Source organism: Shewanella sp. MF08487 (assembly GCF_050848685.1).
Classification (GTDB): domain Bacteria; phylum Pseudomonadota; class Gammaproteobacteria; order Enterobacterales; family Shewanellaceae; genus Shewanella; species Shewanella glacialipiscicola.
Window position 1 is genome coordinate 44,928 of record NZ_JBOZPB010000024.1, and the last position, 26,981, is coordinate 71,908.

At 44.2% G+C, this 26,981-nt stretch carries 28 protein-coding genes and 1 pseudogene; 10 read left to right on the forward strand and 19 right to left on the reverse strand.

Annotation, left to right across the window (positions count from 1 at the left end):
• The first annotated feature begins 1 nt into the window (after position 1).
• Complete coding sequence (locus ACRN9H_RS15595; protein ID WP_259216123.1) at positions 2–349, forward strand: hypothetical protein; 348 nt, start codon at positions 2–4, stop codon at positions 347–349.
• A gap of 414 nt (positions 350–763) precedes the next feature.
• On the opposite strand, the gene ACRN9H_RS15600 is transcribed toward ACRN9H_RS15595, so the two are convergent.
• The 3 genes from ACRN9H_RS15600 to ACRN9H_RS15610 form a co-directional block, all read right to left on the reverse strand.
• A complete protein-coding gene (locus ACRN9H_RS15600) occupies positions 764–1,849 on the reverse strand; it encodes a hypothetical protein (protein WP_259216124.1) in 1,086 nt (361 codons plus the stop codon).
• Positions 1,839–3,056, reverse strand: a complete 1,218-nt coding sequence (locus tag ACRN9H_RS15605; RefSeq protein ID WP_259216125.1) for an AAA family ATPase — start codon at positions 3,054–3,056, stop codon at positions 1,839–1,841. Before ACRN9H_RS15605 ends, ACRN9H_RS15600 begins: the two co-directional genes overlap by 11 nt.
• 894 nt (positions 3,057–3,950) lie before the next feature.
• The gene (locus ACRN9H_RS15610; RefSeq protein ID WP_259560892.1) at positions 3,951–5,117 is read right to left on the reverse strand and encodes a replication initiation protein; all 1,167 of its coding nucleotides are present in this window, start codon (positions 5,115–5,117) and stop codon (positions 3,951–3,953) included.
• A gap of 652 nt (positions 5,118–5,769) precedes the next feature.
• On the opposite strand from ACRN9H_RS15610, the gene ACRN9H_RS15615 reads away from it, so the two are divergent.
• The 5 genes from ACRN9H_RS15615 (at position 5,770) to ACRN9H_RS15635 (ending at position 8,602) form a co-directional block, all read left to right on the forward strand.
• Positions 5,770–6,345, forward strand: a complete 576-nt coding sequence (locus tag ACRN9H_RS15615; protein WP_259216127.1) for a hypothetical protein — start codon at positions 5,770–5,772, stop codon at positions 6,343–6,345.
• Between the two features lie 72 nt (positions 6,346–6,417).
• Positions 6,418–6,930: a single-stranded DNA-binding protein gene (locus tag ACRN9H_RS15620; RefSeq protein WP_432314965.1), complete on the forward strand. Its 513-nt coding sequence runs from the start codon at positions 6,418–6,420 to the stop codon at positions 6,928–6,930.
• Between the two features lie 502 nt (positions 6,931–7,432).
• Complete coding sequence (locus ACRN9H_RS15625) at positions 7,433–7,720, forward strand: hypothetical protein (RefSeq protein WP_259216129.1); 288 nt, start codon at positions 7,433–7,435, stop codon at positions 7,718–7,720.
• A gap of 150 nt (positions 7,721–7,870) precedes the next feature.
• A complete protein-coding gene (locus tag ACRN9H_RS15630) occupies positions 7,871–8,272 on the forward strand; it encodes a hypothetical protein (RefSeq protein ID WP_259216130.1) in 402 nt (133 codons plus the stop codon).
• A gap of 78 nt (positions 8,273–8,350) precedes the next feature.
• On the forward strand, positions 8,351–8,602 hold the full coding sequence (locus tag ACRN9H_RS15635) for a hypothetical protein (protein WP_259216131.1): 252 nt from the start codon (positions 8,351–8,353) through the stop codon (positions 8,600–8,602).
• 121 nt (positions 8,603–8,723) lie between these two features.
• Here the strand turns inward: ACRN9H_RS15635 and ACRN9H_RS15640 are convergent, their stop codons facing one another.
• The 4 genes from ACRN9H_RS15640 to ACRN9H_RS15655 all read right to left on the reverse strand — a co-directional run bounded on the left by ACRN9H_RS15640 (position 8,724) and on the right by ACRN9H_RS15655 (position 11,484).
• Entirely contained in the window at positions 8,724–8,918 is a 195-nt protein-coding gene (locus ACRN9H_RS15640) for a hypothetical protein (RefSeq protein ID WP_432314967.1), read from the reverse strand.
• A 363-nt stretch (positions 8,919–9,281) separates the two neighbouring features.
• On the reverse strand, positions 9,282–9,539 hold the full coding sequence (locus ACRN9H_RS15645; RefSeq protein ID WP_259216132.1) for a hypothetical protein: 258 nt from the start codon (positions 9,537–9,539) through the stop codon (positions 9,282–9,284).
• A gap of 224 nt (positions 9,540–9,763) precedes the next feature.
• Positions 9,764–10,075, reverse strand: a complete 312-nt coding sequence (locus ACRN9H_RS15650; RefSeq protein ID WP_140906700.1) for a helix-turn-helix domain-containing protein — start codon at positions 10,073–10,075, stop codon at positions 9,764–9,766.
• Between the two features lie 203 nt (positions 10,076–10,278).
• The gene (locus ACRN9H_RS15655) at positions 10,279–11,484 is read right to left on the reverse strand and encodes an RNA-guided endonuclease InsQ/TnpB family protein (RefSeq protein ID WP_086904945.1); all 1,206 of its coding nucleotides are present in this window, start codon (positions 11,482–11,484) and stop codon (positions 10,279–10,281) included.
• A gap of 45 nt (positions 11,485–11,529) precedes the next feature.
• Here ACRN9H_RS15655 and tnpA point away from each other — a divergent pair, with 45 nt between their 5' ends.
• Positions 11,530–11,946, forward strand: a complete 417-nt coding sequence (gene tnpA / locus ACRN9H_RS15660; RefSeq protein WP_037426855.1) for an IS200/IS605 family transposase — start codon at positions 11,530–11,532, stop codon at positions 11,944–11,946.
• A gap of 3 nt (positions 11,947–11,949) precedes the next feature.
• Here tnpA and ACRN9H_RS15665 read toward each other — a convergent pair whose 3' ends face one another.
• On the reverse strand, positions 11,950–12,225 hold the full coding sequence (locus tag ACRN9H_RS15665) for a hypothetical protein (RefSeq protein WP_259216134.1): 276 nt from the start codon (positions 12,223–12,225) through the stop codon (positions 11,950–11,952).
• A 28-nt stretch (positions 12,226–12,253) separates the two neighbouring features.
• Positions 12,254–12,430 carry a hypothetical protein gene (locus ACRN9H_RS15670; RefSeq protein WP_432314969.1) on the reverse strand — a complete coding sequence of 59 codons (177 nt, stop codon included), beginning with the start codon at positions 12,428–12,430 and terminating at the stop codon, positions 12,254–12,256.
• A gap of 605 nt (positions 12,431–13,035) precedes the next feature.
• Between ACRN9H_RS15670 and ACRN9H_RS15675 the strand changes: the two genes are divergently transcribed.
• From ACRN9H_RS15675 to ACRN9H_RS15685, 3 genes are read left to right on the forward strand one after another with little or no spacing between them, the layout of a single operon-like run.
• Positions 13,036–15,720 carry a class I SAM-dependent DNA methyltransferase gene (locus ACRN9H_RS15675; RefSeq protein WP_432314971.1) on the forward strand — a complete coding sequence of 895 codons (2,685 nt, stop codon included), beginning with the start codon at positions 13,036–13,038 and terminating at the stop codon, positions 15,718–15,720.
• On the forward strand, positions 15,717–17,756 hold the full coding sequence (locus ACRN9H_RS15680; protein ID WP_432314973.1) for a DEAD/DEAH box helicase: 2,040 nt from the start codon (positions 15,717–15,719) through the stop codon (positions 17,754–17,756). The genes ACRN9H_RS15675 and ACRN9H_RS15680 overlap by 4 nt, the downstream gene beginning before the upstream one ends.
• A 3-nt stretch (positions 17,757–17,759) precedes the next feature.
• The gene (locus ACRN9H_RS15685; protein ID WP_188740066.1) at positions 17,760–18,950 is read left to right on the forward strand and encodes a GIY-YIG nuclease family protein; all 1,191 of its coding nucleotides are present in this window, start codon (positions 17,760–17,762) and stop codon (positions 18,948–18,950) included.
• A 438-nt stretch (positions 18,951–19,388) separates the two neighbouring features.
• On the opposite strand, the gene ACRN9H_RS15690 is transcribed toward ACRN9H_RS15685, so the two are convergent.
• The 10 genes and pseudogenes from ACRN9H_RS15690 to traD form a co-directional block, all read right to left on the reverse strand.
• Positions 19,389–19,691 carry a hypothetical protein gene (locus ACRN9H_RS15690; protein ID WP_263149177.1) on the reverse strand — a complete coding sequence of 101 codons (303 nt, stop codon included), beginning with the start codon at positions 19,689–19,691 and terminating at the stop codon, positions 19,389–19,391.
• 9 nt (positions 19,692–19,700) lie between these two features.
• The gene (locus tag ACRN9H_RS15695) at positions 19,701–19,964 is read right to left on the reverse strand and encodes a hypothetical protein (RefSeq protein WP_240200025.1); all 264 of its coding nucleotides are present in this window, start codon (positions 19,962–19,964) and stop codon (positions 19,701–19,703) included.
• Between the two features lie 6 nt (positions 19,965–19,970).
• On the reverse strand, positions 19,971–20,513 hold the full coding sequence (locus ACRN9H_RS15700; RefSeq protein ID WP_263149175.1) for a hypothetical protein: 543 nt from the start codon (positions 20,511–20,513) through the stop codon (positions 19,971–19,973).
• A gap of 3 nt (positions 20,514–20,516) precedes the next feature.
• On the reverse strand, positions 20,517–21,875 hold the full coding sequence (locus ACRN9H_RS15705; protein WP_263149173.1) for a TraB/VirB10 family protein: 1,359 nt from the start codon (positions 21,873–21,875) through the stop codon (positions 20,517–20,519).
• Position 21,876: 1 nt separating this feature from the next.
• On the reverse strand, positions 21,877–23,136 hold the full coding sequence (locus ACRN9H_RS15710; protein WP_263149172.1) for a type-F conjugative transfer system secretin TraK: 1,260 nt from the start codon (positions 23,134–23,136) through the stop codon (positions 21,877–21,879).
• 5 nt (positions 23,137–23,141) lie between these two features.
• Positions 23,142–23,798 carry a TraE/TraK family type IV conjugative transfer system protein gene (locus tag ACRN9H_RS15715; RefSeq protein WP_140906557.1) on the reverse strand — a complete coding sequence of 219 codons (657 nt, stop codon included), beginning with the start codon at positions 23,796–23,798 and terminating at the stop codon, positions 23,142–23,144.
• Positions 23,799–23,807: 9 nt separating this feature from the next.
• A complete protein-coding gene (locus ACRN9H_RS15720) occupies positions 23,808–24,092 on the reverse strand; it encodes a type IV conjugative transfer system protein TraL (protein ID WP_263149170.1) in 285 nt (94 codons plus the stop codon).
• A gap of 71 nt (positions 24,093–24,163) precedes the next feature.
• Entirely contained in the window at positions 24,164–24,562 is a 399-nt protein-coding gene (locus ACRN9H_RS15725) for a hypothetical protein (RefSeq protein ID WP_083848304.1), read from the reverse strand.
• A 113-nt stretch (positions 24,563–24,675) separates the two neighbouring features.
• Positions 24,676–25,311 carry a DUF4400 domain-containing protein gene (locus ACRN9H_RS15730; RefSeq protein WP_259216138.1) on the reverse strand — a complete coding sequence of 212 codons (636 nt, stop codon included), beginning with the start codon at positions 25,309–25,311 and terminating at the stop codon, positions 24,676–24,678.
• 12 nt (positions 25,312–25,323) lie between these two features.
• Positions 25,324–26,841: pseudogene (traD, locus tag ACRN9H_RS15735) on the reverse strand (conjugative transfer system coupling protein TraD); the annotation flags it as partial.
• Between the last annotated feature and the right edge of the window lie 140 nt (positions 26,842–26,981).

The window sequence follows — 26,981 nt, forward strand, 5'->3', positions numbered from 1 at the left end:
CATGAATCTGCAACTCAAAGCACTTAAGGCCATTTACGATAAAAAACCTCACTTGGTGGCCAAGTACATCTCAGCAGGGCTCACGGGTAATCTATTGAACTTTAGGAATGGTGTTTTGCTGCGTGCGGCAATTACTTCAAATCAGCCTGAGATTGCTAAGGCGATACTAGATGCCGGAGCAAACGGGTTTGTGCTAAAAGGGGAGGCTTATGCAGCAGCGTTTAAGCTAAACAATCCAGCATTGATTGAAATATTGCGGGACTGGGCGGAACGAAATCAGTTAGAGCTTAACACTATACCAGGGCTGGGCAGAAAACTCGGGCTTGATTCGGTGGAATCACTGATATAAAAAATTAAAATACATATTACTATCAACACCTTACGCGCTAGGCTGCTTGGTGCAGATATTTAGGTTCTATCTAAAAAACGCACCAAACTAAAAATCTCTTAAGTTGTTGTATTTAAAATATATATCCAATATTTTAACGCTTGATTCCACCGAATCACTCAAAAAAACCAGCATCACTGCTGGCTTCATTTTCTTAATGGGCCCTCTGTCTCAATTTCGCGCAACAACGATTAAGTTCCGCCAGTTCATAGAACTTCATTGCAGGAAGTCTGAATGGTTGTTTATTGGTAATCGCGTTGTTTAAGGCCGTGGCTAGTGTTAACATCACTTCTGCTGACATAAATACTCCGAATAAGTATGTTTGTTGGTGCATGACAGGTCAGGCTTGGCGGTCGGCCTGTCAGTTTCTTTTTACTACTGGTTTTTAGCTTCTACTAAATCAATTAAGAATTGTTTTAGCTTCTCAATCTCTTGCTCCGACAACCTTGTCACTTCCACCTTTGTCTTTCGGTTTTGAGTAGATAATCTAGCCCAACGATTGCGGTCATTACCCTCTGCAATTTTATCATTTGCCAACTTCTTGGGTTTTAATTGCTTATCGAAATCTTCAAACACCTTCAGTATCTGACTGTTTTTCAGGCCATCAACATCGAATAATCCCGCTACCGATGTTCCGCTTTCATTTGCATCTATGCGAATGTTTTCTATTGCCGATAGTAAATGCTCGTTCAATAAAACGGAAAGTTGATGCTTTTGAGTAATGTCATAAAGAGCCATAATCTGTGTCGAACTTAAAGCAGAAGGGCAGGGGAACAACTCAATAATTTCATCTGGAATTTCTGTGGCCTTCAGCGCTCTCGTTACATACGAATAAGAAACGTCGAATTGAACAGCTAGATCTCTTAGGGAGAGTTTTTGAGGCTTTTCTTTTTCGTCATTGTTAGCAATCTCAATCTCGTTTTTAGCGAGTGCTTTTTTCATCTGAAAACCAGCATCTCGGTAACTGTACTTTTCTGAGGTTTGGACGTATTTAACGATTTCGTGAACTTCTTCTTCCGTGAGCTCAAAATCAGTAAACAGCACATTTAGACCGGAACCCTCTAAGATTGCTGCCATGCGGCGGCGCTGACCATCAAACAAGTGATAGCCAGTAGAATCTCGTGTTGCCAATGCATCTGAAAATTGCACTTTTGCTATTGTTTCACGGATGAGCAGCAATGAATTTGGAGTTACATCGGCAGCGGGACGCGGGTTAAATGGGTGTACAAAAGACTTTGTTTTGAGTTCTTCTGCCGTTAAGTGCTTACGAGTGAATGTAAGAGTACGACCACTGGACAATTTAATTTTAATTGCAGCGGCTGATTCGTTCCGTACATCAGTATTAGCAACGAGTGCAGACTCAGCAGATTCTGGATGTAATTGGCTATTTAAACCAGCAGAGTCAATTAAGGATCTTCCGAAGGGTACGCGTTTACGTGCTTCTTTAGGATTAGAAACCATATTCTGATCCTCTAATTCTTGAAATGTGTTGGAATAGCGCCAAGGTAAATTGGTCTAGTGACTCTCTAGCTTTTTTAAGGGCTTTTGAGTCCCCTGTGTAGCTACCAGGATGTACTGACACAACGGTATCAAATGTTTCTGCACAACGCTTGAAAGCAGATAATTCAGGAATGCTAGCCATCATCATGTCTTCAGCAAAAACAGCGTTAGCAATCATTGAGCTGTTAATATCCTGTTCGCTCTGCGAATACTTAGACATAAATGCCAAATGGCCTTTTAGATTTGTTGCTGCGCCTTCTGCTTCTAAATGATCTAGCATTTCAGGAATACGAGTCACATATTGCAATGTTGAATGCAAATCGACAGTTGATGGTGGTAACGGAGTAACTAAGACGTCAGCTGCACACAATGCGCTTTTTAAAAGTGAGTCTAAGTGTGGGCCGCAGTCGATAAAGATAAAATCGTAATCGTTGATCAGCTTTTCACACACGTTGCGAGATAAAGCCTCAAACGGATTAATATCCGAACCAAAACGCTGAACGCATAGAGCTTCCCATTGTGAAGCAATAAACGCATCTGCGATGCTTGAAGGTATGATGTCTACACCTGGAACTTGAGTAGGTATGACAAACTCATCTAATAGCTCTTCACGGGTCAGGTCTTGAAACACCGCTTGTACAACTGTGTTATCAATAGTGCCAATAGAGTTTTTATGGCTCATGAACATACTGGCTGAGCTTTGAGGATCAATGTCCAGCACTAACACTTTTAAGTCATGCTGGATCATTTCAGAGTGGCAACGTAACGCTTGGGCAATGTTCACTGTAGAAACTGTCTTACTTACACCGCCTTTGAGGTTACAAAGGAATACTACATAGCCGCGTTCAAATTTTTCTCTTAACGCTTTGTGTCCACGATGCTTGTAAATATCGATTACCTGTTCAACAGTGAGATCATAAACCTCAACACTACCGTTTAGTTTTTTATCGAATTTGTAACCGGCAGCTTCCATCTCATTAATCGACTTTTCCACGATTTTACGTGTAAGGCCTCTCAAGTTGGCTAATGCGCCTTTTGAGTAACGCTGGTGAAAGGTGTCTAAACCAAATTCGATTTTGTGCTTAGAAATAGAGTCTGACATTGTATTGAGCATTTTACGTGCTCTGTCAGCAGTGATTTGCATTTTGTCTCTGAAGTGATCATTCATCGAAATTTAACTCCATTTATCAATTGCGTATAAGACTACTGCTAAAAGGTGTGGATTTCAATAGTAAGTGCGTAAAAATACACACCTCATATTGAGTGAGTTATTTTCCGCACCTTGTAGCTAGTTTTTGACTGCATGAGATAAATCCACTGAATAATCCCAGAGAGATTTTCATTATGATTAGTAGGGGGTTTTTTAGTGATATTGTCTAAAATGATCGTAATGCCCATTAGTGCATTGGTTCAGGTCTTAATGAGGGGGTTGATGCTTTTGATCTTAAGAAGATCAAATAAACGATCTATTTGCTTGGGATTATAAAAAAATATGATCTTTTTATTAAGAACTATGAAAGATATAAAGATCTATAAGGAAAGTATTACCTTAATTTTTCAGCAACTTAAGATAGTTTTTTAAATAGTTTTTTCGCTTTACTCCTAGATCTAACTCGTCGATTACCCAGATCTAACTCGCTTTACACCCAGATCTAATTCGTGATCAAACTTGAGTCTACTCGTGTAATACCCTGATTTTACTCGTGTTACCCATAGAGTTTATTAGTGTACTTATCCACAACCTAAAAATTAGCTTATTTATTGTACTAAAAATAGGGTTGACTCCCTAAATTGAATAAACTTTGTACTTAAACAATTAGTTTATTCGTGTGACTCATAGAGTTTATACGTGTCGAGACATGTAGTTTACTCGTAATATTTTCAATGTAAGTCCTTGATACATAGGTTTTAAGATTTTTGACTAAATACTCATGTAGTTTGCTAGTGTATATACCAGCAGTTTACTCGTGACTTTCTGTGTATTTTATTCGTGTGCAACCCAGTAGTTTACTCGCAATTGAGTAAACTACTGGAATAGATCTAGGGAGTGATAGGGGAGGAGTTATTTGTCGGTTTCGACGTTTAACAAGAAGTCTAATTTATCGAGGGCTGAACTCTTTAGTTTGGGCCGTTCCGATTCTGTATAGTTTTCCGCTTTTTCAATTGAAATTTTTCGGTAGTGTTTGTAGATATCGTAAAATAACTCTCTACAGCGGGGTCTGTATTTTTCATAGTGTGTTGAAAGTACGTAGTATGCGACGGCCAGCTGCTCGGTCTCTTCCTGTGTAATCTTTTCTTTCTTCAAACGGAGGCGATTTTCTGCATTCATTGCGACTTCCGCTGCCGCCTCGAGATCCATTGGATGCAATTTAATGAATTGATCTATCCAAAGGTACTCGAACTCGATGCTCGTGATTTTGTTGCCAGTTTTATTTTCGATAATGCCATGACGTTTTTTGCCCGACGCATCTGTGTTGAAAAACATCAATTCGTCACCACAGGCTTCTTCTATTTCTTCAATCGACTTTACAAGTGCCTGATTAACGAACACCGATGTGTCCTTCATCGTTTTCTTGCCTGGAAGATAGTTATCTTTGTCGTCAACTAACCCGAAAACACCTTTGAGCGTTATAACGTCTGTTTTATACAACTGCTTGTCAGGTGTTTTGAACCGAGATAATAGGTCATACATCGGTTTAGAGTATTTACCTCGCAGTCGTAGGAATCTTGCTACGTTGACCGAAGCATAACCCTTAGAAGCATCGTGGAAGAAATCTCTCAAATCATAGTTTGGAACCATTGTTAACTTTCCTCGAGCGTATTTCACTGTAGGAAAAAGCACGGATGATTCAAATTCATGAGTTGTTGGGTGCTCTGCTAGAACAGTTCGTTTCTGAAGCCGAAGTGCCACAGGTTTAATTGTTGCAGCTAGGCTCTTGGATTCGACTTCCAGCCAATCAGCCAATCTTGAAGCTGGGATAGAAATTTCGAGCTGGGTATCTTCTTTCCATTCTGTCTTTTGCATCTGGATCAGAAATAGAGCTAGTAGATTTTGCTCATGAGTCGTCATTGAAATGCGACTGTAGATTAAATTGTGGTTCTTTCTATAAGTCTGAGGCAGCTGCGCTTCAGGATGAACATCAAATTTGTCAGTTTTGACCTTTTTCGATGTTGTTGTTACCCCATCTGAACCATTTTGAATCTGCGTGTTGTTTGTTTTATCTGTCATGGCATCCTCCCGTAGCATCAATATAACGGTCACCAAATAGCTATTCCATATTTTTTTCGTGTTTACTCCATATTTTTTTCGTGTCCTACCAATTTTTACAAGTTGACTCCTATATTTTATTCGTGTTTCTCAATATTGTTTTCGTGTTTGCACAATATTTTACTCGTAATACACCAATATTTTATTCGTGTAATCCATATAGTTTACTCGTCTTAAAATGTGATTAAAATTCGTCATTCAAGTGTAAGCTGCTGTTCTATATATATTTATTTTCCATGCTGAACAACAGGATCTTTCAATTAAAAATCTGTATTTTTTTTGCGCAATTTTGTTAAGTTTTTGATTCAGATTTTTTCAAGGAGGAAAAATGATTTGTAATTTGCGTTAGTTGCTGATTTTAAATGTAATTTTCTGGAACAGATAGATTTTGATCTATATATTTGTGTATCAGTATTGATTTCTAGCATCAAACTGTGAAAGCCACTCCAGAGCAGACGAGAAAAATCTATGAGTAGACGAGTAAACTCTGGTGGTCACACGGTATTTATATTGAAATTCTGCGGTGAATCGTGGCAGGGGAGGGGATAGCAAATTTGCGTGAATTGATTCAGGTGCGAATATCGGGCCATCTTTCCCTGATTGCGAGGCATTCATGAAACTATCCAGCTCTAGTCAGTTAACCGATTTACTGTCTTCGTTGTGGCCCGATAACGAAGTTAACGCCTTACACAGTCTGCTTTCATTGTTTGACACGTTAATTAACCACGGTGCCAGAGTTTGCGAGCAGCCAACGCCGGATATTACTCCCGCTCAAAAGGCGTTGTTTGTTCACGCTGTCTATTCAGAGATTTCGAGCGGCAATCTCGACCCAATTGGTAAAGCATTTAGTTTCTATGGTGCCGATGCAGTGCTTACTCACGACAAGCAGGATTTCCGCTTGTGTATCCATGCTGGTGATCGTCAGCCATTAACTGTGAAATCGTATTCGTCATTGAAGTCCGGTACTGGGCTGGACGTGCAGGGTTATCTGTTACAGCTGGCCAACGGTTGTCTAAGCAACAACGTAAACGATCCATTTCATTCTCTTTGGATACGACTAGAAGATCCGAGCCGTAGCAAGCTAATTGCCGCATACGTGCAGATTACTCTGCTAATGAAAGCGATTTCTAAGCGAGTAGGTAGGGCGGTATCACCGTTTTGTGTGGAACTGGTGGCAAGTAATATTTAAATATACAAAATTTGTGCGATTATGAGTCTGTGTTTTAATATGCTCGTTAATTACTTCTTTGGAGAGAGCTAAATGGGTTCAGTTAATAAAGTTATCATCGTTGGTAATATCGGTCAGGATATTGATTTTAAAACACTTCCTAGTGGTTCAAGCGTAGCAAATTTCAGTGTGGCCACGAGTGACACTTGGAAAGACCAAGCGGGTATTCAGCAAGAGGTGACCGATTGGCACAAGATTGTTGTCTGGGGCAAGCTGGCAGAGATTATTAATCAATACGGTGGTAAAGGCCGTCAGGTCTATATTGAAGGCAAGCAAAAGACTCGTAAATATAAAGATGCTAACGGCCAAGACCGTTACACAACAGAGGTAGTCGTGGACTTTGATGGTCAGGTACAGCTTTTAGGTAGCTCACAAAAGGACAGTGCTGGCCAAAGCTCTGGTTACCAGCAAAATGCCCCGCAGCAGCAAGGTTACCAGCAAAATGCTCCACAGCAACAGCAACAGCAACAGGGCGGTTACCAGCCTCAACCACAGGGCGGTTACCCACAAAATACACAGAAACAGAATTATAACTATCGTCGATAACTCGTAGGGATTATTCAAATGGCCGCTTTTTAGCGGCTTTTGTTCTGTCCACTGGGGCTCATAAAGCCTGCGGCGCCATGCCTTTAACTGGCCGATCCCAATAAGTCGGAGCCAAAATATTTTCAAATATGGGTTTAATGGATTCGGGAGAAAGGCAAAGCGAATTTATGCTTGCTCGAAAGAAATCGATGTTATCCGCAAACATTAATCTTAAATTTTTCAATAGTGCTATATAAGGATGTTTCTGTGAAATACAAGATGTTATCACTGGCCATCACAGTCTCTCTTGCAGGCGCAATCCACGCAAGTGAGTTTCCGCTCCCAATGAGCGGTTTTTTGTGCGTAATTTACAACCATATATGGTGACCGAAAAAATATTAAAGTAATAGGTTAACAGAGTAAGTTGATTCGTGCCTGGGAACCCCGAATTTTTGCGTGAATTTCCCAATATGAGTTAATGAGCATGAGTCAAATGGCTCGATAATTCTGAGAGGAAAGGGTAGTGGAAATACTGAATATTGCTGACATCAATGTGGCTGAATACGTTGAATACGATACGCCAGAGCAAACGCCTGTCTGGGCATGGATTGAAGAAATCGCGACGTATACGCATCGCAAGAACCATGACGCGGATAACTGCGGCATTTGGGAGTTCGTTGTGAACACCTGCTGCATTTCCGATGAAGATGGTGATGTATCAATAGATGATGTGCCGCAGGAAATCAGGGGTGCGGTCCTAGAGGCCATTGATAATGGCGCAGCCTATATTCTGTTTCATCAAGGCACCTAAGAAGCTGCCTAAGATGTAATTTAGCCCCTATAGATTTGATTCTATCTGGGGATTTTGTGTTAAATTGCTGATGAAACAGATGAAACCTAATTTTGTATTAAGCATATCCAAGCGTTATTCACAAAAATTGTGGATAAAAGGAAGGTTAAAATGAAAGTCAGATTTTTGTGTTCAGTAGCTCTAGCGTGTTCACTCTGTGTTTACGCAGACGGTGGAATAGAACAGAAAAAATCCTTTACCCAATTGGATTGCTCTGAGACTTCGCCTGTAGGTAAACAGCTCGGTTATCAGTCTGATTTTGATGATGGCAGTCGCTCAAGATTGTACTATCCCTTCGTGAAGGCTTTTGGGGGGATCCATCGAGAGTTTAGTTTGTTGAGCGGCTACAACGATGACCGCTCTCAAACCGCTGATTACTTTTACAAGCAGGCTGGGGTATCCCGCGTCAGGTATTTTGAAGCCACGGTCAACTTTAATTCTGAGTACGGCGCTAACAAAGTACCGTTGCACTGCTTCGAGATAGAACGCACCTATATTTTCCCGAAGGTCTAATCCACCAGATCTGAAATTTGCCAGAAATTCAATCATTGGTAGCCTATTCACAGTAGATAACCCAATGAGGAAAAATAGATGGAAACTCAATCAGTAGACCCAAGAGAAGCGTTTGTTAAAGAAATCACTGACGAGTCAGATGTTAGCAACTGCACTTCTTCAGACTACGAAAAAATTGAGGATGCGTTTCTTGCTGCCGCAAGCGAAATGGACAAATACCTTGAACAATGTGAAGCACTTCGAGCGGCTGGCTTTGTTGAGCTGGCAGTCAGCCTAGTCTCGTTAGACAATCATCGCCAAGCCTACGACTGGGCGCGTGAAAACCTCTAATGGCTAAGAGCGTCCCTTCTAATTAATACCCGCTTAGTGCGGGTTTTTATTGCCATTAAGCATGGAAAAAGGCGCTTAATCGCGCCCTTATTGCCGAATAACACAGTGGTCTCATAGCGATTCATTCTTCTTGTAGGCAATGATCACAAGCATTGCAGCTAAAACAGTATTGACAACCGCAACCCGCGCCGCCGTCGCTTACGCCGCAATCACAGCAATTAAAGAGAGAACTACAGTCCCACTTGCCGGATTGATTAAGGCATTGAGTGCTGCCACCTTCGCTCGTTGTTACTGTCCCTAGGATATTCATCGTCATCTTGTACGCTCCTGCTTTGAGTTTCTAGCAGCTTCTCACAGATTCAAAACGACACAAATTTCTAGGGAATCTCTCAAACGGGGATTGATGTTTTTCTGATGGCTCAAGTACGACAGCTCCGGGACACGCTTTCCCCCCAGGCTGACAACTCTGTTAGGCGATTACATGGGAATTGTTGATTTTGGCCAATGCCCGGATAGATATGAAGCGACGTTGAGATGTGTGTTAAGCACTGACATAGATGTGAGTGTTTTAGTCCGGGACTTCTTCAGCTCCGGGACATGATTCCCCCAGGTCCGTAACTCTGTTAGGCCTTTACATGGGAGATGTGTTGTTCCCGGCAACGCTCCCAGGGGACATATATTAAGGAAGGCGCACTTGATGAAAGCGTTCTTTGTATAACTCCCAAGCCTGATTCTCTAACTCATTTATTCGATCATTTTCCTCATAAGTGTCTGCATCGGGGCTCAGACCAAAAAAATCATTCCATCCATTCCACTCTCCGGCTTTTCTAAAGATAAACTCAGGATGCCGATACAATTTATTATGAGGATTGAACTCATTCCCCACGCTAAGCCATGCGGCTAAAATCGTTTCTATCTGTTGATTTGATTGAACCATGCGCAAATTCTCGTAGGGGTATTTAATAGTAAATTATGTCACATTATTTTAAGTAAGGGAGGGCTAAATTCAAACTTTGATTCGGTGGAATTAAGCTGAAAATATTTAAGTTAACACTTTACATTCATGCTGTTAGGTGTGATTTAGCTTGGTGCAGATTTGCAGGAATTTGAACGGTAGAAGCAAAAAACGGAACCATCGGCTCCGTCTGCGGCTTGTGTCTCTTAAGAAAGCACACACTCAATGCCATTCTTATCAATCATGTTAAGCAATCTTAACGCGGCACCCTGTGGCTTAGACTTTCCCTGTTCCCATTTTTGAATGCTCTCATTGCTCATATTCAGAATCGTAGCGAGGACACCTTGGCTAATGTGCTCACGCTCCCTAATATGCTTTATTCGCTCTGCTGTCATTTCATCTAGCTTTGCGCTGAGCGCGAGTGCATCGATTTTTCGCATGGTTAGCTGATCCATCGTGCCATTTTTAGCTAAACGCTGAGCCAGTTTGTGCATTCTATCTAAGCGTTCATCAGTCATTTCGAACCTCTCTTAACTCACCACTTAAGATGTTATTCGCAATATCATCCTCAGAGAAACTACGGAACGTGTTCCCGATTAGCTTGTACATCTCTAATAGCTTGTCAGGTATTTCCTTTCCACTTTTGGGGATATCGCTTTTTCGCCATCCGTCTATGAATTGACATCCTCCTCGCCGTAAACGACGAGGATTCCTACTGCGGTTAGGCGCGAACGCCGGACTCGCTTCGGTGGGTTCCTGCTGCTGGCGGCATTGTTGCACCACTCACTTCACAGGCTAATCGGGCGTGTCCCGCCCTTAATACATTGATCGCGCCGACGACATCGGCGTTTTCTTCAAAGCCACATTCCACACAGGCAAACCGAGCTTGCGTGGCGCGGTTATCCTTCGATATGTGACCACAGCACGGACACGTCCGGCTGGTGTTTTTCGGTGGAACGGCGATCAGGTGGCCGCCATTCCATGCCAGCTTGTAATCGAGCTGGCGACGGAACTCAAACCAGCCTTGATCAAGAATGGCTTTATTCAGGCCTGACTTCGCCCTAACATTCCTACCCTGTTGCTCGGCGGTTCCTGCCGCTGATTTTGACATGTTTTTGACCTGCAAATCTTCAATACAGACTATCGCGTGGTTTTTGCTAATGTCGTTTGATATTTTATGCAGGTAGTCACGGCGGCTGTTGCCGATATTGGAATGAATGCGCTGAACTTTGGCTTTGGCCTTTTTCCAGTTATTGCTGAATTTTACCTTGCGGCTCATGGCCTGCTGCGCCTTGCGCAAAGCGGTTTCGTGCCGTTTGAAACTGTTGAGCGGGGCGTAGAAACGGCCATCGGACAGGGTGGCAAAGCGGGCAATGCCCATGTCAATGCCGATGGCATCGCCCTGATGCACGGCAATTTCAACTTCCCGCTCGGTCTGGATCGATACATACCACTTACCACAAACCTGACTGACCGTGACGTTTTTAATCTCACCTTCCACCGTCCGACTGTTGCGGTAACGCAGCCAGCCGAGCTTGGGCAGGAAGAGTCGATTATTGCCTTGCTCCAGTTTCACCCCTTGTGGATAGCGAAAGCTATCTGACTGACCCTTCTTTTTGAAGCGCGGGAAGTCTGCTCGTTTGGCAAAGAAATTTTTGTACGCCCGATCTAAATCTTTCAGCGACTGTTGCAGCGTTTGAGAAGGTGAATCAGACAGCCATTTTGTTTCTGGCTCTGCTTTCCATTGTGGTAACAGATTATTCAGTTCAAAGGCCGATAGTTTCTTTTCACCCTGCTCATGTCGTTCTTTTTGCAACGCCAGCGCCTTGTTATAGACAAACCGACAAGCACCGGAGAAGCGGCGCATCTGGCGCTGCTGCTCTCCAGTGACAATCAGTTCGAATTTGTAGGCTTGCAGTCGTTGCATGGCTTGCTCATACTGTGTCAATACAACTCAATTATAGATTGGTCTATGGAAATTGAAAGCGATTTAAGGCATGGCAGGCATTGTGTTTTTAAAATGCACGTTCATTTGGTCTTTGTAACAAAATACCGACGAAATGTCTTTACCAAAGAAGTGCTGGATGATCTAAAAATCTTTTTTGAAAAGGTCTGTCTTGATTTTGAATCAGAGCTGGTTGAGTTCGACGGTGAAGACGACCATGTGCATTTGTTGGTGAATTACCCGCCGAAGGTGGCCGTGTCGAATCTGGTTAACAGTCTCAAAGGTGTATCCAGCCGGATGATCCGAAAAAAGAATTACCCTTCGATCAAAAAGAAACTCTGGGGAGGTGCGCTCTGGTCGCCCAGTTATTTTGCGGGGAGCTGTGGTGGTGCGCCAATTGAGATCATCCGGCAGTATATTGAGCAGCAACAAACTCCGGCGTAGCCCTCAGAACGGCTTCGCCGTTGCGCTATTCATCCTCGCCCTGAACGGCGAGGTTTTCCGCACTATCCGATAAACGTCAAGCGTGTTGTGGTGCGGAGTGGCGCATTGCTTACGCAACGCAACTAGCTGTTGATGGTCTTTGATAATAGCCAGCAGTTGCTCAGCACTGGCATTTCCTAGGATTTCTTCTAAGACGCAGACGAGGTGAAGGATCGGTTTTAACGCCAGCTGTTTTGGCTTAGCACGGTACTGATGTTCAACTAACTTACTGATTTTCATCTCTGGCCTATCTCTGTCATCGTTTAACTTAGAACCGAGCTGGTTTGGTGACTAACGCGGTACGCCAATCACACGCCAGCTCTGGTAAATCATCGTCATGGCCGCTATCCCTATGATACCAGCTATGTACCATATCCTTATGGAGAAGAGATGGCAGATCACCACGGCTTTCAGCGTCGTCACGCACTGACAATACAGTCTCCACCGGGGCTTTCCAGAAAATGATTTCACCGTCCTCTTCCTGAGTCGCACATGTCGCGCCGGATGGCCAATCGATGTTAGTCATTAACACCTGTACGACCATAATAAAGTTTGATAAAAATTATGGGTGTCATGAACGGTAATACCGCTATTGTTTGATAATTTATCTGAGGACGAATTTCAGTTTCTCATAATTAAGTTTGATCATTTTCAAACTCACTTTTGGACAAAAACGTTTCAGAGCCGAATGACGGCTCTGTGCCAAAAGCGGAAATTCACTGAGATTCGATTAAATCGGCGCTTTTCACTGAAAGCGGACATTGCTGGGGCTAATTGGACTTCAGCTCTCGAAAATTTCGAAACCTTGGTGCATTGTGAAAAAGATAAAGATGCAGTATTTATTTCTTGCAGAGGACCAGACCTTGGATTACAACGATGTGTCCAAACTTAGCTGATCACTACTTACTGGATGATATCAATAATCTATGAGCTGCTACATATCGATTTTATTGCATATTTTCATACAATTAAGAACACATACCTAATATGTGGCCAAGAATTTAAACTCATGTAAAATGGAAGAAAAATCCTTAATGGAAATAAGAACTGATGACTTCTAAACTGAACATACTGGATATCGAGCAAGGCTTAGAGCTTTTAGCAGGCAGGAATGTTTCTCCCTTTGAGTTTGGTATAGAGCTGCTCTTGTTCTTTAGCTCAGCGAATACTGTCAAACGGATTACCACCACTAAGACATCACTATCTGACTTACCTGACGGCACACTTTGGAAAGAAAAATTCCATTACGCGCCATCTGCGCCAGGTGATGCGGACGCTACACTTACAAAACTAAAGCAATCCCAACAGAGCAACAAAGGTAAGGTTCGCCTTCTTATCACTTTTGATGGTCAAACCGTTCTGATTTTCGATAGAAAGTATGATGAGTTGACCCAAACCACCCTAAGTGGGTTGAAAAACGAACCTCAGATTTTTTTGCCTCTAATAGGTGAAGAAGGTTTTCGTCAATCGGACGAGAGCAAAGTAGACATTAAGGCCACCGCAAAGCTGGCTAAACTCTACGACGCAATCATTGAGCATTCCGGGCAATGGCTTATCGGTGACAAACGTCACTTGATGAATCATTTTATGACACAGTTAATTTTCTGTTTATTCGCAGAAGACACTGGCATCTTTCCCGTTGGGATTTTTACCAGAACACTGAATAACCGTTCAGGCAGGGAAGGCCAGGATGCTACATCCGTTATTGAGACTATTTTCAATGTCTTGGACAAACCTAAAGATCAACGTGGGGATGTTCCAGCTTGGCTGGCGGATTTTCCTTATGTGAATGGTGGGTTATTTTCTGGTGAAGCACATGTCCCTCCACTTTCTCCTAAAGCATATCGGTATCTTTTAGAGGCTTCAGCACTCGATTGGAAATATGTAAATCCCGATATTTTAGGTTCTAGTATTCAGGCTATTGTCGACCCAGAGCTTCGTGGAGATTTGGGGATGCACTATACCTCAGTGCCTAATATCCTTAAGCTTTTGGATCCACTCTTCTTAGATGACCTTCGTCAGCAACTATTCAATGCAAGACACTCAAAAAAGAAAATTGATGAGTTCTTAATTCGTTTATCTAAAGTAATTGTGTTTGACGCCAGTTGTGGTTCCGGAAACTTTCTTGTTATTGCGTACCGTGAACTTCGCAAACTTGAACTGCAAGCTATGGATGCTCTCCGTGACTTAAGCCAAGGTGCCTCGATGTCTTTTGGGTTCACATCGGTGGTATCACTTAATCAGTTATATGGCATTGAATACGCAGATTTTGCCGCAGAAACCGCTAAGCTTGCACTTTGGATAGCTGAATACCAGCAGAACGCACGATTTGCTGCAGCATTTGGTACCAGTATTCCAGCTCTGCCACTTCGTGACTCCGGAAACATTTTATGCGGCAATGCACTACGTCAAGACTGGACAACGTTTTGTCCAATTAGAGACGGTTATGAACATTACATAGTCGGAAATCCTCCTTACCTTGGCTCAACCAAAATGGGTAAAGAGCAGAAGGACGATATGGAGCTCGTATTCAAAGGACATACCACCAGCTTTAAAACCCTTGATTATGTCTGTGCCTGGTTCCTGAAAGCAGCTGAATACTGCCAGGGTAAGAATGCAGCCTTCTCGTTAGTATCTACTAATTCAATAGTGCAAGGCGGCCACGTCCCGCTTCTATGGCCTCTAATTTTCGAAAAGGGAATGGAAATTAGTTATGCCTATACTTCATTCAAGTGGAAAAATAATGCTTCGCACAATGCCGGTGTAACTTGTGTCATTGTAGCCGTTAGGAATAAATCATCACAAGCTAAGTATATATTCTCAAAAGAAGTGCGCGATGTTGCGTCAAATATCAATGCTTATCTTCTCGATGCACCGAATATACTCATTATGAAGGCTAGCAAACCTTTATTCTCACTGCCGCTTATGGACTATGGTAATAAGCCAGCCGATGGTGGTCATTTGATCCTTTCAGATGCCGAAGCAAGAGATATAACAAATGACTTTCCTGAAGCAGAAAAATACATAAAACGTTTTGTGGGTTCCCAGGAGTTAATACATGGCTCGATAAGACATTGTTTGTGGGTCACAGAAAGCAGTGTTGAGCATGCCGTATCGATTCCACCTTTAAAGCAGAGATTTAATCAAGTTGCAGAAATGAGGTTGGCTAGCCCAAAACAACAAACCAAGGACATGGCAAAACAGCCTCACAGTTTTGGTGAACCAAGACAATATGACTCTAAATTGACAATTGTGGTACCTCGCGTCAGTTCTGAAAACAGAGAATACCTCCCAGTCGACGTATTGACCAAAGGCGAAATAATATCAGACCGAAACTTTGGTATCTATGATGGCCCTTTGTGGGCTATGGCACTAATCGCTTCAAAGATGCACCATATTTGGATTGCAACGGTTTGTGTTAGGCTTGAAGAACGATTCAGCTATTCAAATACAATTGGGTGGAACACATTCCCTGTACCAGATTTGACGGATGCGCAAAAAGAACTTCTTAACCAATCAGCCCGATCGGTAATCTTGAAACGTGAAGAGTATTACCCAAAAAGTATAGCAGACTTGTACGACCCTAAAAAAATGCCTAAAGATTTGCTTCAAGTCCATGAGGCGAATGACCGTCTTGTTGATTCTCTTTACCGAGAAACGCCTTTTGCAGATCAGAATGAGCGCTTATCTCACCTTTTTGAGTTGTACATTAAAAAGACACAAGGAAAGTCATGAGTCAGACCATTACCGCAGTTGAAATTAGCCATGAAGGGCGCGAGCCAACCATATATATAGACCCATATGGTATGCGCCCAATGCAGCGTAGAGTTTTTGATAAGCGTGCCGAAAAGCATTTACTTATTAAGTCACCTCCGGCTTCTGGCAAGTCTCGTGCACTCATGTACCTTGGTCTTGATAAGGTCATTAACCAAGGTCTTAAAAAAGTCATAGTAGCCGTACCTCAAGTTACAATTGGTGCAAGCTTTTCTAATACCGATCTCATGGCTGGCGGTTTTTTCGCAAATTGGTCTATCGAGCCGAAATGGGACTTGTGTTCACCAGGCGCTGATCACGGAGCGATAGCCAAAAGCAAAGCTTCTGCCTTGATTGCCTTTATAGAAAGCCAAGACACCGCTCTTGTATGCACCCATTCGACGTTGCAATACGCATATCAGCAGGCAGGGGCCGCTCTTTTTGATAATTGCGTGTTAGCAATCGATGAGTTTCATCACGCCAGTTCAAGTCAGGATAGCCGTTTGGGTGAGTTGCTTGCCGATGTATTGGCTCGTGATAAGGCTCAGATTGTTGCGATGACTGGTAGCTACTTTCGAGGCGATGATATTGCGATCCTAAGTCCTGAGCATGAAGAGCAGTTTACTCACGTTTCCTATACCTACTGGGAACAGATGAGCGCCTACAGGCATCTTAAAACCTTAAAAATTAACTATGCTTTTTACAGTGCGCTTGATGGTAGTTACCTGCAAGCTATCCCAAGGGTTTTAGATCTAACTCGCAAGACGATTATTCATATCCCACACCGGAGTAGTCCTGAATGCGCCGGGTCAAAACATGATGAAGTAGATGCTATAGTCGACGCTATTGGACATTTAGAAACTGTTGAAGAAGGTACAAATTTCTTTATCGTCAAATCTTCAGCCGGTAAAGAGTACATAATTGCCAACCTTGTAGAAGATGATTCTGAATTTAGAACTGTCGTACAAACAGCACTAAGAAATCCGACTGAGCAAAGCCGAGTAGACATCATCATTGCCCTTGGTACCGCGAAGGAAGGCTTTGATTGGCCGGCTGCAGAACATGCCATTACCGTTGGTTATCGCGGCTCTTTGACTGAAATTATTCAAATCATCGGCAGGGTTACACGCGATCATCCTGGAAAATCTGTTGCAACCTTTACAAACCTTATTGCAGAGCCAAAAGCTGATGACTCGCAAGTGGCTGTTGCCGTAAACCAGATGCTCAAGGCGATCTCGGTATCACTAGCTATGGAGCAAGCACTAAGCCCCAAGTTCAAGTTTGTTCCAAAACATTCAGATAATGATTCTGCAATGCAAGAAGACCCTTTAACCGGTGATATTACGATCGCTATCAAGGGACTTAAGCAGGCTCAATCTGATAAAGCCAAATCAGTCATTGAAAACGAAATGTCAGAGCTGATCGCAAAGGTGTGTCAAAATCCTGATGTGATCAAAGCTATGGCCAACGAAGATATTCCGGCAGAGCTCCTCCAGGATGTGTATATCACTCGGGTTATAAAGGAATACCTTCCAAATGAGTCTGACGATGATGTGGAAGCGATAAGGCAACAGGTGGCAGCTGTTATGGCGATGTCATCTGTAGGAAACGGTAAATCATTATTAGATCAATCAGCTCAATCATCAGACCTCACAACGAAGTCAACAGATGTGGGTGCAAATCATTTTATTGGCCTGGTCCGAAAATTCATTAACATCAACGAACTCTCAGTTGATTTAATTGATAGCATAAACCCGTTTGGTCACGCTTATCAGGTGCTAAGCAAAGGTCTCACTGCCGATATTTTACAAAAAGTCCATGGGGTTGCGAAAACTCAGCGTATTCAGATGACTGAAACTGAAGCTTTGGCTCTTTGGCCACGGATCGAGATGTTCGCAAAAGACAATGGTCGACCGCCAAGTTTTGAGTCAGCAAACCACCTTGAGAGACGACTCGGTGAAGCACTGGAATGGCTAAAAAACAAGAAGCGGGAATCATTAAAGCAGGGGTCAATGTAAAACATGCCAAATAGAACCCTGCAGGATATTTTTGATAATGACACTCTAAGTTTGCTTGATGTAAGCGTGAGTAAATCAACTCGCCTTACAGAAGAATCAATCTGGTTCTCAATCCTAAATGAGGTTACGCAATTCAAACGTGCCAATGGGTATTTGCCAAGCCCTAATTCTCAAGCCATCCATGAGGCAAAACTGGGTACCCGGTTTCAAAATATTCTAAGTAAACCTGATTTGATTGAAACGCTTCGCCCTTATGACACTGATTTGCTTTTACCTTCAACGGAAGTAGTGGAATCAACACCCTCTGGACCATCATCTATAGAGTCATTGTTTTCCAGCAGCTTGCTCGCGGTCGATGATCCGATATTTCAAATTAATCCCCTCTATGAGATGACTACTAAATCGCAGTCAACAAATGAGAACATGGCCAAGCGGAAGCCGTGTAAGGACTTTGCAACATTTAAACCTATTTTTGTTGCAATCCAACATGATTTGAATGCTGATATACGTAAAACCGAGCCTATCTCCAAGATTGCAGAGATTAAAGCTGGTCAGGCTTTTATCCTATCCGGTCTCATTGCGTATGTGGCTGAAGTTGGAGAAAAGTATGAGCATCGAAAGGGGCATCATAACGCCAAGACCCGTATTATTTTTTCCAATGGTATGGAAAGTGATTTGTTGTTACGGTCATTTGGTGCCGCACTCTACAAAGACTCATCCGCTAGGGCAATTACTGGAGAGTCCTTAGGCCCACTTTTTCGAGGTATTGATGACGAAAAAGTGACAGGATACGTTTATGTTCTACGCAGCTTATCAACGAACCCCGATATCTATAAGCACAGGCATTACCTACATAAGATTGGAGTAACAAAAACAACCGTAAAAAATCGAATATCACATGCAGCTAAAGATCCAACTTACCTTTTAGCAGACGTCGAAATTGTTGCAGAATTTGCCTTATACAACTTCAATCCTCATGTGACTGAGCAGCTCCTTCACAAATTTTTTCAAACAGCCCAAGCAGATTTGTGCATTAAAGACCGGTTTGGGAACGATGTGAAGCCAAGGGAATGGTTTTTCATACCCTTCGACGAAATTAGAAAAGCAGTATCATATATATCTGATAATACGATACTGGATTACGTTTATGATTTTGTTGAAGCCAAAATTGTAAAAGCAAATAAGTTGAACTGAATGACAACCTTTTAGAGTGCTCTATTAGCATGTCTATCACGACCTCTAGTGTCGCACTGAAACTAGCATTTGATTAGAGGATATACTTTGGGTTCACGAAAAATCGAATGTCCGCAAATAAGGCAAAGCAGAGATTCGTTTTTCACGAGCGGCCTGATCTGAATAGCTGCTTTTCGCTCAAAGCCGACCTATAGAGTAATTACGTTAACACGTTTTGGGGCAAAAATGTGCTAACTCTTAATCCGCACATTCACCAAAAGAGCCAAAAAATATCAAACTATTATATAAATGATCAAACATTATTAAGAATTATCAAACTATTATATAAACGCACAACACCGATAAGGCCTTGGAGGTTTCCGGCATCCCAGGCATAAACAAAGGCTGGTCGAGTTGAATAAAAGATGTTGCTACGTCCATGATTTCCTTCTGATAACGTCAAATAGGTGTTGAGCTAACCCGTATTGGGTGATGTTGATAGGATTTAGCCAGTAAGCGGCTAATGCCCTTGGCCAGTTTTATTTCCCCTAAGCCCATAGCCTGCCAATAAAGGCAGTCAAGCGCCCCTAAGCAAAGCGCGATTTTATAGATCTCTTGTGACCGCTCAATGGCACGAGTTAACTCTGATTTGCTCGCGCTAAAGTGCCGACGTAAATGAACACGGATGGGACGCTGTTGGCGTAAGCCCATAACATTTTCGTCATCGCCGGTGATTTTTTTGGCTGCTTTCTTACTGGCCATACATCCTGCCTAACTGTGCTTTTGGGTGAGCAGTGACAATATGGTGCGCCTGATTGATTCAGTCTCACCAAATGTCGTTGGAATTGGGCAACGCAGAAGGGACTGCGCTGCCTCGAGGTGTTGCTGGATATTATCTGCGTTAATCTCAAATATGTTGATGGCTAATCGCAGTGAGTTTGGGAGCTCACCCAGATTGTGAGTCTCAATAATCTGGGCTAGCTGGTTTTGTTCACTAGCTGCCAACAACGCTTGAGCGATTTCCATGTCAGCCATAAACAATTAATTCCCGGCCATCTGAAGCAGCTGCTGTGGCGATGGCGGTACTTTGCCTTCGTCTTGGTATTCGCTACGAATTTGCTTAATGCGGAGCAACACCTCTGCTCTTGGGATGTCCATTTTGAACTCTTCAGGAATGCGCAGCGTCATACTGCTATCGATGATGAGGTATCCCATGTCAAAGTAGAGCTGCCCCAGTTCTTGAGCCGCCGAGCTTAAATCCGCTTGGTTAACCGATTCCTTTGACCATTGCTGAAACATCTCACCTAAATCTGCGACTACGATTTTGGATTGAGTATTGGTTTGTTCGGCGCTTACACCCGTGCCAAAGAAGCTCATGCCAAATTTCATCACGCCAAATAGCAGCACTAGGCCTGCCATCACCATGATCATTTTGACGGGGGACAAGCCCTGCGGAGCCGCGGGTGTCGCTGGCGTTGGCCCAGCGACGGATTGTGCAACCTCAGCGGGAGCGGCTTGCTCTGGCTCAGCCAGAGCGCCGATAGTCGGTTCCAATTTTTCAGAATTTACGTTTTCGGTTGTCATTGCTTAACCCTTGTATTTGAGGCTAACACCGCGTTGAACAATGAGGTCAACACCTTCAATACCGCCGTGCATTTCCAGATACGGTCTGGCTTCGTCGGCTAACTGCAGGTAGAAGTCAGCAATCTTGTCGAATGCGGTACTTGAGCCACCAGCAAGTGAGCTGGTCGCCGTGTTTTTGAAATAGGTGCCGTCATAAACCACATCACCAGACACTCGATTGGTCGCGGCTTGTGTGAGGGTTTGGGCGCCAGTGCCATAGATGCCTGCCCAGAAGGATTGCTTCACCACTTCACCGTAGAGTGTTACTAACTTGGCTGGGATACCGCTATGACCGTCTTGGCCTTGCACTGCGGCAATGAACGGCTGCTCAATCGCACGACCTTTCTGGTCGATACAGCTGATACTCTCAGCGCGGATTTCGACACGACGGGTACTGGCACTACCACGGGCCGCGCCAATCACGGTACAACCCACTAGATCGATAGTGAAACCGTTAGGCATCACCCCAACGTCTACGATTTTTAATAAAACTGGAGCTGGGTTTGATTGCGCCGATGAGCTGGTAGGTACATGTTGACCCGTAAGCAAGACGGTTGGTATCACTGTGCCAGCTGACAACCATGTCTCAGGCTCTTTTTCAGTTTTCTTGCTAGAACCTGTGTTCTCTTGAGAAATCGCTTGTTTTGCTTTGGCTGCGACTTGGGTTTTGGCTGTTGACGCATTACCAGCATTTGCTTCATCACCTGTCGCAGCGGCCTTGCCTAAACTCACGTCACCACGGTTCATGGTTAAAGGCTTTGACACTGGCGGGGTCATGGCGACATTCGACTTAAGGCCTGCCATTGGGTCTAGGCTAAACTCGGTACTTGGCAATGACGGTGCTTGCTGGGCGATATTTTCTGGTCGAGCTCCTTTCGTGCTCACACTGTCTCGAGCTGTTGCGGCATTTTTGCTTTGTTGTTCAACCAGCATTTGCATTTGATGCGCGATGGTCTCGAGGCGCTTTTGTGATTCAAGCTGAGACATTTGCAGGGTATCGACCTGTTGCTGAATCCGCTTTTCACTGGCTTTTTGCTCGGTGTACTGTGCATCAATCGCTTTTTCACGCTCTTGAATTTTCTTGCGCATCGCAATGAGTTGGCCGGAAGTCTGAGTGGACTCCAAGCGCTCACTGCCCATGGTGCTCATAAACGTAGGCTTCGCCCTGACGGGGGCTGAGCTGGCTGGGGTGTCTGGAGCCGAAGGGAAAATAGCTTCCGCCAAGAAATAGGCAGGCAATGCCATTAACACGATTAATGCGATAGTGCGCTGGTTCGATGGAAGCGCAAGCCACTTGCTTTTTAAATCCTGTAACGCTTGCATGTTAACCTCCTACACGGCTACGACGTGGAACTTTCATTTGGCGTTCGAAGTAGCTGCGGTCACGCAGAATGTACACTTCGGTGCTTTCCCTTGGGCCTAATGTCGCTTTATCTAACACACCAACGGCCATCACATCTTCACGACCTGGCCCCATGCAGGACTCGTCGCGGAATGAACGTAAGCCATTGACATCGTTTCTGACCTCCATGATGTCAACGACCAATTTGGAGCCAATTAAGCGTTGTTTCACTTCATGGTAAAGCGGGAGCATTTGGCGAATATCGCACGGGTAACGCACTTCCGCCGGAATGGTGTCACCTTCAAGTAGTTCGTAACCTGCAGGAACTTCGGCTTTGGCCACAATTTCCAGTAACTTCATTACATCGTCAACATGGCTGTCAGCGACGGGCTGGTTATTAGCAATACGCTCACGCTCTGCTTGTTTTGCCGATTCCAGCTCCTTAGCTTCGTTCTCGCTGTAGATAGACACGGCTTGCAAAGCTGCATTACGTTGACTCGCGTTATAGCTAACGGTTAACTCCACGAGCACTGGTGGGACGTTTAATGGCACCAAGTAGAGTGATACTGCGGTCTCAGGTGCGCCATCTTCTTCAACTATCAAGTCAATCGCGCCAGCGTTAACGCCAGGTGTGACGTACACAAAACCTTGCTCACCGTAAACCAGCGCCGCATCACTCGGTACTGACGTTGTTATTTTGGCGTTTTTGAACGAGGTCGCGATTCGGTTAGTGGTTGACAGCGAAATTGGCAATGTCGTTGTGCCTCCGGCTTTCAATGCAATCACTTGATGGCTTTTGTACTGCTTGCGTAAGTAGTCCATTGAGTCATCACGACGGCTAATGACTTCTCCGGCATTGGCAGGGGAGATCGCCGTCGGATTAACAGGGCTCGCGCCGCCGTAATTGGGGACTTGTTGATGCTCTGTCTGTTGCATTGGTTGCTGCGCTGGCGGCTGGGTCACTGGATGTTGATTGAGCACTTGTTCATTGGCCGAAACCTTTAACGCAGTTTGGGTACCAATTTCTTTGCTCGTATCGATGGCCAGAGGTTGATTCGCATAAGGGCTGTTTAGTTCAGCCTGTAGCTTTTCTTCTGCTTGATTGAAATCAGTACCCAAAACAGGTACTCGTTGCGGATTCACCGATTCAGTCGGTAACGAATAAATGTCATCGTCAGCCGCAAAAGCAGGAGTGATCATTAATGTCAGAAGGATTGCAGTTGAAAGGGGTCTTTTATTCATAGGTCTCACCGTGACTCGATTTTAATCACACTGTCTTTATCCAAGGCCGTTGTTGCGTTTTTGCCTTGGAGAATTTCACGCTCACGTTGAGCAGGGTTAACAGCAGCTGGATATTGTTGAATATCCAGAATCATGGGATTGCCGTTTCGGATCCCGATTTTTAATTCAAAGGTGTACGCAGTAGTATCAGCTGCGCCTGTTTTTAATGAGGTTGTGGTTTGTTCACCCACAACCCATACGTAATCTGTGACAGATGAATAAATCGCGTCAGACGGGACGAACTTCTGACTAACCCCCCTAAGCGCCATTTCTTCGATAGCTGCGGCCATCGTGGCTTCCGCTTCATCGGGGTTAAGTTCTAACGGGATCATCTTGGTCACCCTGTCGATTACGAACTTAGCATTCTTGGGGGTGATATTGCCGATGATGGTTGCAATCATCAGGCCCCATTGGATTTTGAATTCTTGAGTCACGCTATTGCCGTTCATGACAATCGGCTCTTTAAAGTCGTTTGGCATGACAATGACTTCGGTCTGCTTGGTCATCACCATGAACAGCAAAAGCACCACGCTAATGCTTAGTGCCAGATTAGAACGACCTATGTTTTTGTTAGAGATATTGAGATTGTCGTAACTCTCTTTAATCTTCGATTTCCAAAGCATGTTGACCTCTCACTTAATTAATCGACGAATGGCTGGTGACATGAGGGTTTCCGGCCCTTTGGAAATCCACAAACCGTTTACCCATAACAGATGCTTTAATACGCCACGTCCAAACTTTTTAAACAGTGTTTCTACTACGGCCATGCTGGTAATTGCCGCGATAATGCCTAAGTTGATGTGACCTGATGCAAGACCAAAAACCATCACAATCACCGCCAGCTTGATTGAGTCCCAGTGGATAGTTCCAACTTTGATAGCGCCGTTACAACGCTTAGGAAATCTCGCTTCATTCATGTCTCACCCCTTGAAAAAAAAGGGTGCATATTAGATTGCACCCTTCCTTGATACCGCAAAAATTGTCGCTATTAGTGCACTAGGCCAGCTTTCAGCGCTTCTACGGTTACAGTTAAGCTGCCGTCGATAGTTGTAGGCGCGTTAGCCAGTACCAGAATTATGACTACAGATGCTAAGAAACCAATTAGGTTTGGTTTAATCATTGAGAATGCGATAGTGCCTAAAATCGACAAACCCATGATTGCCTTAGCCGGCGCACCCGTCATTAAACCCTTTACCTCGTCCCACATTTGGTCGAAGAAAGTGTGTAGGGTCGCGCCAGATGCTGATACCGCACTTGCTTCTCCAGCGAACAGCAATGAGCAAGCTACCGCGACAACGATAAGGGCGAAAAACGCTCTTACGGCAACAGGGGCTTCTTTAAACTGCTGGATTAGTCCTTTCTTTTCGGTTTTAGCGCTTTGGTTCATTGTGGATCTCCGTTAAATGTGACGGTCAAATTTTAACTGTTTGCGTGTTACTGTCAACACGTTATTTATATTGTGAGCGCTATCTATATCAAAGATGGCACACGGAGAGGTGATTACATGTTCTTCGCGCTGTTAGCCAACGTAGTTTTGAGTAACCAGCCGATAATCACCGCTGCAAAAAGCGGGAAAAGCGGGAACAGCTCATTGGAGATAAATGCAGGCGTAACGCAGTAAAGCTCTAACAGAATTACCACCAATATTCCTGACCAAAGAGCCAGTCTGAAATAGCCAGTTGATGGTGCGGTAAATTCATGTTGCTTAATTTTACGTTGCATTAATCCGTCCACAGCTGATGCGGCAATCAACCCAATGGCCATCCAAAACCAGAAAATCAGCAAGGATAGTCTCAGTAAGCACTGATACCAAATGGTCTTGATGTTTTGAGAAATCCGTGTAAGAGGGGTACGCCATAGTTGATCCCCTTTTAAACCAGTGTCCTGATGATACTGGTCAATGAACGCGGCTAAACCTGATTTCACCATCGTCGCCTCGTACCAGCCTTTCGCCCTAAACACCACAACCATAGTTGCCTCCGTGCTAATGGCCTTTTCTATATTTGAGATTTCCTTCCGTAACATTTCGTTATGCTCTTGGGGCTGCATGAAAATCAGTACGTAAATACTGATTAACGCTCCAACCGCCAAAATTAACCTGCCGTGCAGGGTCTTACTCTCAACTACGCCGTCCATAATCAACACTCACTACAGTAAAATCGGAATACGACATTGATAGGTCTTACCGTTGGCCAGACGTGCGACGTACTGCAACTTAGGTAATTCCGACATCAATGAAAGAGGGTACGCTGGCTTGTCAGCTTCCATAATCCGCTCACCCACCGAGCCCGAGTAATTGTGGAGCTTACTGGTAGAATCGGTGTTAGAGCTTAACTGCCATTGCTTTGACTTAATTGGATACTCCGGGAGTAGCGCCGCAAATCGCTCCCTGGTGATATCATCTCGAGCTCGCAGACAGAACCAGTTAGCGGTTAACGACAAGACACGGCTCGCTACTGCATCACCGGCTTTATCAATCAAATCGGGAACACCCTGAGTAGATAGGTGCAATTCAAAGCCTGCACCACGACCCATCGCGGCTAAGTTAATTAGGCCGTCGGAGAGTGCAGAGTGGATTTCGTCACCAAACACCGACACACGTACCCCTTTACCGCCTTCGTAGTTGTAACGTGACGCAGCTGCCGCGCAGGTATCTTCCATAATGAGTTTCGATACAGCTGCTGAAATTGCAGGGTTACCCGATGAATCGGTGGCGATGTACAACACGCCGCCCGTATCAATGAATTTCTTGATGTCGATAATAGGGCGCTCGTCATCCGTATCATTCGGATCAGGGCTTAACATCTTGTCCAGCGGCGCAGCGGTTAACTGGGTTAACATCGGCTTGGTGGTCGCTAACATCTTGCTTTGGTGAGATTGGTCGTGCGTTAAGAAACCAATAAAACTCGATACCGCGTCTTCACCTTTGTCGTCAGGGATTAACACCTGTTGGTAGCGCATGATTAAACCCTGTAGCAAATTGCCGCGGCCTTCCTCGGCAATTTGGGTCGCCATGTTCGCGTACCAATCGGGCCCGTAATGCATAGTCATAATCTTGCTTAAGGCTGCTAGGGCCAATTCGCTTTTGCGGTTTAGCATGTAATCAGCGACCATCTTGATTGATGGTCGCTTACCGATAAAACGTAATGCTTCAGCCGTGACGTAGAATGAGTCCCAGGCATAGGAGCGAAAACCCTCAGAGCTTCCTGAGCCTTTTTCTAAGACGTTCGCTAAGCGCGATGCAATCTCTGTTGTCACTGTGAAGTTCACCAGTGGGTCAATTCGCACTGATTGACTTGGCTCAGCAATGTTGAAGTAATAAAACGGGACGCCTAAACGCTTCGCTTCTGCGCGTAATCTGTTCTTCCAGTTTGGATCGTTCTTAGGGTCTAACACTAATACAGAGTTACCACGGTAAAGGGCGCCAACACTGTTAAGCGTTAACATCGTTGTTTTCCCGGCACCAGGTAATCCGGTGTAGAAACTATGAGACCAGAATAGCGAAGCATCCAGCCACAAATCCTGCTCGTCACCACACCCCTGAATCCACGGCCGACCTTCTAATTTCTCGGTATCTGCTTCGACTTTCTTCAGGGCTCTACGCACTGCCCAAGGCAAGAAACCCTTAGCGTGTTCTGGGCGTTTACCCACCAGCTGATAAGCTCGGTTTGCTTCGGTGTGAAGTGGTCAACTAAATTTGGCCACGGTTTTAGAATCTTCCCAAAATCTTCGCTCTGATTCATTTGGGCTTAATCCTGCATTATAATGATGTGGCCTGACTTGGCTGTAATAGCCAATAATATAAT

Bases quoted from the DNA above. Each gene is read 5' to 3' on its own strand.
- ACRN9H_RS15615 (WP_259216127.1), top strand. From the start codon at position 5,770: ATGAAACTATCCAGCTCTAGTCAGTTAACCGATTTACTGTCTTCGTTG.
- ACRN9H_RS15610 (WP_259560892.1), bottom strand. From the start codon at position 5,117: ATGACAGATAAAACAAACAACACGCAGATTCAAAATGGTTCAGATGGG.
- ACRN9H_RS15730 (WP_259216138.1), bottom strand. From the start codon at position 25,311: ATGGACGGCGTAGTTGAGAGTAAGACCCTGCACGGCAGGTTAATTTTG.
- ACRN9H_RS15650 (WP_140906700.1), bottom strand. From the start codon at position 10,075: ATGACTGATGAACGCTTAGATAGAATGCACAAACTGGCTCAGCGTTTA.
- ACRN9H_RS15690 (WP_263149177.1), bottom strand. From the start codon at position 19,691: ATGGCCAGTAAGAAAGCAGCCAAAAAAATCACCGGCGATGACGAAAAT.
- ACRN9H_RS15720 (WP_263149170.1), bottom strand. From the start codon at position 24,092: ATGAATGAAGCGAGATTTCCTAAGCGTTGTAACGGCGCTATCAAAGTT.
- ACRN9H_RS15725 (WP_083848304.1), bottom strand. From the start codon at position 24,562: ATGAACCAAAGCGCTAAAACCGAAAAGAAAGGACTAATCCAGCAGTTT.
- ACRN9H_RS15675 (WP_432314971.1), top strand. From the start codon at position 13,036: ATGACTTCTAAACTGAACATACTGGATATCGAGCAAGGCTTAGAGCTT.
- ACRN9H_RS15680 (WP_432314973.1), top strand. From the start codon at position 15,717: ATGAGTCAGACCATTACCGCAGTTGAAATTAGCCATGAAGGGCGCGAG.
- ACRN9H_RS15635 (WP_259216131.1), top strand. From the start codon at position 8,351: ATGGAAACTCAATCAGTAGACCCAAGAGAAGCGTTTGTTAAAGAAATC.
- ACRN9H_RS15595 (WP_259216123.1), top strand. From the start codon at position 2: ATGAATCTGCAACTCAAAGCACTTAAGGCCATTTACGATAAAAAACCT.
- ACRN9H_RS15645 (WP_259216132.1), bottom strand. From the start codon at position 9,539: ATGGTTCAATCAAATCAACAGATAGAAACGATTTTAGCCGCATGGCTT.
- ACRN9H_RS15710 (WP_263149172.1), bottom strand. From the start codon at position 23,136: ATGAATAAAAGACCCCTTTCAACTGCAATCCTTCTGACATTAATGATC.
- ACRN9H_RS15600 (WP_259216124.1), bottom strand. From the start codon at position 1,849: ATGGTTTCTAATCCTAAAGAAGCACGTAAACGCGTACCCTTCGGAAGA.
- ACRN9H_RS15715 (WP_140906557.1), bottom strand. From the start codon at position 23,798: ATGCTTTGGAAATCGAAGATTAAAGAGAGTTACGACAATCTCAATATC.
- tnpA (WP_037426855.1), top strand. From the start codon at position 11,530: ATGGAAATTGAAAGCGATTTAAGGCATGGCAGGCATTGTGTTTTTAAA.
- ACRN9H_RS15665 (WP_259216134.1), bottom strand. From the start codon at position 12,225: ATGAAAATCAGTAAGTTAGTTGAACATCAGTACCGTGCTAAGCCAAAA.
- ACRN9H_RS15655 (WP_086904945.1), bottom strand. From the start codon at position 11,484: ATGCAACGACTGCAAGCCTACAAATTCGAACTGATTGTCACTGGAGAG.
- ACRN9H_RS15620 (WP_432314965.1), top strand. From the start codon at position 6,418: ATGGGTTCAGTTAATAAAGTTATCATCGTTGGTAATATCGGTCAGGAT.
- ACRN9H_RS15695 (WP_240200025.1), bottom strand. From the start codon at position 19,964: ATGGCTGACATGGAAATCGCTCAAGCGTTGTTGGCAGCTAGTGAACAA.
- ACRN9H_RS15700 (WP_263149175.1), bottom strand. From the start codon at position 20,513: ATGACAACCGAAAACGTAAATTCTGAAAAATTGGAACCGACTATCGGC.
- ACRN9H_RS15605 (WP_259216125.1), bottom strand. From the start codon at position 3,056: ATGAATGATCACTTCAGAGACAAAATGCAAATCACTGCTGACAGAGCA.
- ACRN9H_RS15705 (WP_263149173.1), bottom strand. From the start codon at position 21,875: ATGCAAGCGTTACAGGATTTAAAAAGCAAGTGGCTTGCGCTTCCATCG.
- ACRN9H_RS15685 (WP_188740066.1), top strand. From the start codon at position 17,760: ATGCCAAATAGAACCCTGCAGGATATTTTTGATAATGACACTCTAAGT.
- ACRN9H_RS15630 (WP_259216130.1), top strand. From the start codon at position 7,871: ATGAAAGTCAGATTTTTGTGTTCAGTAGCTCTAGCGTGTTCACTCTGT.
- ACRN9H_RS15640 (WP_432314967.1), bottom strand. From the start codon at position 8,918: ATGACGATGAATATCCTAGGGACAGTAACAACGAGCGAAGGTGGCAGC.